The organism is Glycomyces endophyticus, from assembly GCF_039531525.1.
In the GTDB taxonomy this organism is placed as follows: Bacteria; Actinomycetota; Actinomycetes; order Mycobacteriales; family Micromonosporaceae; genus Glycomyces; species Glycomyces endophyticus.
The window spans coordinates 1-3,856 of record NZ_BAAAQF010000038.1; the positions used below are offsets into that span (position 1 = coordinate 1).

Consider the following 3,856-nt stretch of genomic DNA (forward strand, 5'->3'; position numbering starts at 1 on the left):
GCGATCGCCGACCTGCCGCGCGCGGGCCGCACCGCGCTCGCCGTCCTCGGCCTGCTCGGCCGCCCGGCGCACCCGAGCCTGCTGGGCGAGGGCGCACCGGTCCTCGCCGACGCCGGCCTCGCGGTGTGGGACGGGCCGTTCCTGCGGCCCGCGTCGCCGTGGATGGCCGAGATCGCTGCGGGCATCCTCGACTCCGACGCCCGCCGGTCCATGCACGAGCACCTCGCCGACGCCACCGCCGGCGTCGAGTCCGCCCGCCACGCCCACGCCGCCGGCCTCGCCGACCGCGCCCTCCACGCAGCGCTGACCGCCGCGGCCGACGGGTCGCCGCAGACGCGCGCCGAAGCGCTCCTGCTCGCCGCCGAACTCGACGGCGCCCACGCCGTGCCGGCCGCGCGCGCCGCCCTGGAGGCCGGACGCACCAACGCCGCCCTCGCCGTCCTCGACCGCGCCCCCGACGCCGGCGGGGAGACCGCGATCGTGCGCGCCTGGGCGCTGCTGGCCGTCGGCGAGACCCCGCGCGCCCGCGCGGTCCTCGACACCGCCCCGGCCGGGCCCGAGACCGACCAGCTGCGGCTGCTGTGCGCGCCCGTGCACGAGCGGGCCGCGCTCGCGGTCGAGGTCCGCTCGGCGTACGCCGCCGTCGACCACCCCGGGCTCGCGGCCGCGCTCGCCGGGGACGACCCGGACGCGCTCGCGCACGCCGAGGCCCTGGCCCGCGCCGCCGGGGACGCGACGACCGCCGCCTGGTGCGCGTGGTCGCGGGTCATCGCCCTGGCCGACGCGGCCCGCCTGGTCGAGGCCGAAGCGGTCGCGCACGAGGCGGCCGACCGGGCCGGCGCCGAGGGCGCCTACTCGTGGCAGACCCGGTTCCTCGCCGCCGCCGCCTGGTGCCTGGTCCTGTCGGGCACGGGCCTGGACAACGTGATCGCCGCGGCCCAGTCCCTGGCCGACCACGCGCTCCCGGCCGTCGCCGACACGCTCATCGCCGCGTCGATCGCGCTCGCCGAGGCCGACACCGGGGCCCTCGGGGCGGCCCGGGCGCGCCTGTCGCGCCTGCACGACGCCCCCGCGGCCCTCGACGGGCTCGTCGCGTGGCTCGAGCACGAGACCGCGTGGCTCGACGGCCAACCGGGCCCCGAGGCCCCCGAGGCCCAGCCGGGCCTGGTCGGCGGGCTCGCGCACATCACCGGCCGGTGGATCGCCTACGACACCGGGACCGAGCCGGTCGCCGCCGACGCCGCGCCCTGGCCCGCGCCGGTGGCGACGACCCTCGCGGCGTGGGACAAGGCCGCGCCGGGCCCGTTCGCGCAGGCCGCGACCGCGTGGGACGGTCTGGCCGCCCGCGAGCAGGTCCGCTGCCTCCTGGCGCTGGCCGCGCACTCGGGGGAGCCGCACGCCGCGGTCGCCGCGCTGGAGGCGGCCGAGCGGATCGCCGACGAGCACGGGCTGATCGTCCTGGCCGGGCGCGCCCGCCGGGGCCTGCGCAAGCACGACGTGCGCCGCGACCGCCGGTCGGCGCGCGGCGGCGGGGGTTTGACCGACCGCGAGTCCGAGGTGCTGCGCCACGTCGCCTCCGGGCACCCGTCGCGGCGGATCGCCGAGATACTGGGGATCACCGCCGAGACGGTCGAGACGCACATCCGCTCGGGGATGCGCAAGCTCGGCGCGAAGACGCGCACCGAGGCCGCGGTGCTGCTGTCGGCCGCGCCGGCCGAGGGCGGTGACCTCTGATGGGCGAGCAGGTGCCCCTGCACGTCGTCGGCGCCGCGGGCGAGGCCGAGGCGCTGGTGCGCCGGTGCGCGGCCGGCGGCTGGTCGGCGCACCGCGGGTTCGCGCTGCTGGAGCCGGCGTGGGACCTGGCCGACCGGCGCCTGGTGTGCCACGGGCACGTCGGCGACGACCACACCGCGTCGCAGGCGGTCCTGGCGGCCGCGCGCGGGGCGGGGATCATCGCGGTCGCCTCCGGGCAGCTGGCGCTCAACCTCGCGGCGGACCTGCGCCGGGTCGGGCCCCTCGGTCTGACCCCGGGGAAGGTCGAGGCCGCCGACGGCCTCGACCTCGACACCGAGCAGCGGGCGCTCCTGTCGCGCCTGGCCGCCGGGTCGACGATCGCCGCCGCCGCCGAGGCCGAGTTCGTGTCGCTGCGCACCGCCAACCGCCGCATCGCCGCCGCCCGGCAGTCCCTGGGCGTCAAGACGACCCGCGAGGCGGTCATGATCTACATCAAGCACGCCCGCGACTGACCCCGGGCCGGCTCCGTTTCCTGAAGTCTCCTTCAGGCGTCTTCAGCTCCCCTTCAGCCCGCTCCAGGCACGATGGCTCCAGCACCCCGACAGGGCACGAACGAGAGGAGCCGACCCGACCGAGCCGCGACACGGCACCGACCCGCACCGGCGCCGCCGGTGCACCAGAACGACAGGGCGGTGGAGGGAGGGTGGGGGCGGGGGGGGAGGGGCCCCCAGGCAGGGGACACAGCCGGGCCCGGTCCGCCGCGTTCGGCGTCCCGGGCCCGTCGGCTCCGCTTCTGCGGCTACTTCAGTTCGGCGAGGCGCGCTTCGGCCTCGTCGAGCTGGCGGCGCAGCCGGGCGGCCTCCTCGGCGGCCTCGGAGCGGATCTTCTCCACCACCTCGGACACGACCTCGCCGACCTCGTCGGACCCCGCGGCCTGGCACATCGCCAGCGCGTTCGTGTGGGTGACCTTGGCGCCCTTGACGACGGCGCGGGCGCCGCGCGTGGCGGCCACCGACCATTCGCCGTCCTCATAGGTCAGGACCACCTGAAGCTCGGGGTGCTTGGCGGCCGCGGTGCGGGGCCGGGCGATCTTCTTCTTCACCGGGGCCGGTTCGGCCGCGGGTGCGGGCGTCTCGGGTTCGGTCACGGGCTTCCTCTCGCTCACAACGGGTTTCGGTTTCGGTGCAGGGTCGTCGGGGAGCAGCCCGGGCCCGGTGAGCTCGGTGCTGCGCTGCCGCGGGGCGGCGGCGCGGCGGGCGCCTTCGCCGGGGGCCGGGAGGCGCAGCTCGGCCGCGGAGAACGACAGCTCGTCGGATCCGAACGCGACCTGCACGAAGTCGTCGACGCCGGCGGGGTCGAGGGCGACGACCTTGCCGGTGCGGCCGGCGACCTGCCCGGCGGCGTCGGTGAACACCACCTTGGGTTTCTTCCCTTGCGCCAGCACCGCTTCCAGATGGGCGATGTCGGCACTCGACAGTGACATCGGGGGCTCCTTCACATGGGTTCGGAGGCGCGCGCCTGGACGGGTGCGGCCTGGTGAACTGGGTTGCATCCTCCAATACGTACCCGCAGGGTCCGACACTGGCCCGCCCTCCAGTCGCGCGCGCCGCCGCCGATGTCGGTGCCGCGCGGTACGGTTGCGGGCATGGAGTCCGGGCCCGGCGCCTATGAGGAGCGTCCCGCGCCCGCGGGCGCGCCCTGGTCGGCGTGCCTGTGGGTGCGCCGCGCCCCGGCCGCCCAGACCGCGTCGATCGTGCCCGACGGGTGCCTCGACCTGCTGTGGCGCGCAGGCCGGCTCGAGGTCGCCGGCCCCGACACGGGCCCGCGCGAGACCGCCCTGGCCCCCGGGGAGGTCATCGCCGGGGTGCGGCTGCGCCCGGGCGCGGCGCGCGTCCTGCTCGGGCCGGTCCCGGCCACCGCGGTCCGCGACGCCCAGCCGGCCCTCGCCGACCTCTGGCCCCACAACGACCTGTTCGACCGCCTCGACGCCGACCGCGAGGCGTGGCGCCGCGCCGCGCTCCTCGCCGGGGCCCTGACCGTGCGGGCCGGGGCCGGGCACGGGCCCGANACGCCGACCGCGAGGCGTGGCGCCGCGCCGCGCTCCTCGCCGGGGCCCTGACCG

At 78.2% G+C, this 3,856-nt stretch carries 4 protein-coding genes; 3 read left to right on the forward strand and 1 reads right to left on the reverse strand.

What is annotated here, in order from left to right; genetic code table 11:
• Both ABD419_RS24870 and ABD419_RS24875 read left to right on the forward strand, forming a co-directional pair.
• The coding region (locus ABD419_RS24870) for a helix-turn-helix transcriptional regulator (protein WP_344492835.1) at positions 1 to 1,734 on the forward strand (1,734 nt) is incomplete at its 5' end.
• Positions 1,734 to 2,246 (forward strand): LuxR family transcriptional regulator, encoded by a 513-nt coding sequence (locus ABD419_RS24875; RefSeq protein WP_344492836.1) that lies wholly within the window; start codon positions 1,734 to 1,736, stop codon positions 2,244 to 2,246. The genes ABD419_RS24870 and ABD419_RS24875, both read left to right, overlap by 1 nt.
• 287 nt (positions 2,247 to 2,533) lie before the next feature.
• Here the strand turns inward: ABD419_RS24875 and ABD419_RS24880 are convergent, their stop codons facing one another.
• Positions 2,534 to 3,217 carry a hypothetical protein gene (locus ABD419_RS24880; RefSeq protein ID WP_344492839.1) on the reverse strand — a complete coding sequence of 228 codons (684 nt, stop codon included), beginning with the start codon at positions 3,215 to 3,217 and terminating at the stop codon, positions 2,534 to 2,536.
• Between the two features lie 162 nt (positions 3,218 to 3,379).
• Between ABD419_RS24880 and ABD419_RS24885 the strand changes: the two genes are divergently transcribed.
• The gene (locus tag ABD419_RS24885) at positions 3,380 to 3,853 is read left to right on the forward strand and encodes a DUF6597 domain-containing transcriptional factor (protein ID WP_344492842.1); all 474 of its coding nucleotides are present in this window, start codon (positions 3,380 to 3,382) and stop codon (positions 3,851 to 3,853) included.
• The last annotated feature ends 3 nt before the right edge of the window (positions 3,854 to 3,856 follow it).